Genomic DNA, 323 nt, shown 5'->3' on the forward strand with positions numbered 1-323 from the left:
ACCGCTGCACTTGTTGCACCGAAGGTATAACCGCCAGCTAAGACGCCACCCGTGATGGCGGTCTCCGTGACCGTACACGTTTCACCTTGTACCAAGCCCGTGATTGTGCCGGTGGTTCCTGCTGTAAAACTCGTGGTCTTGGTGCCGCTGATTGAACAAACCGCTTGCACACCGATTGTTGGTTGCGTTGTGACCTTACTTGGTACGGTGTCACCAGAATACAGCTTGGTGATATTCAGTTGTGCTGCATTCGGGGCAGTCAAAGGATTCGTGATCGTTACCGCTTGTGATGCACTGATCGCTGTGCTGCTATTTAAACTAAT

Annotated in this window: 1 protein-coding gene; it reads right to left on the bottom strand. The window is 51.7% G+C overall.

Annotation, left to right across the window (positions count from 1 at the left end; genetic code table 11):
• Positions 1–323 (bottom strand): hypothetical protein (locus KDM90_RS17640; protein WP_212676939.1); only part of this gene is annotated, 323 nt, incomplete at both ends.

Origin of the sequence: Affinundibacterium fentianense (assembly GCF_018139545.1) — a bacterium.
GTDB lineage: Bacteria > Pseudomonadota > Gammaproteobacteria > Burkholderiales > Burkholderiaceae_D > Undibacterium > Undibacterium fentianense.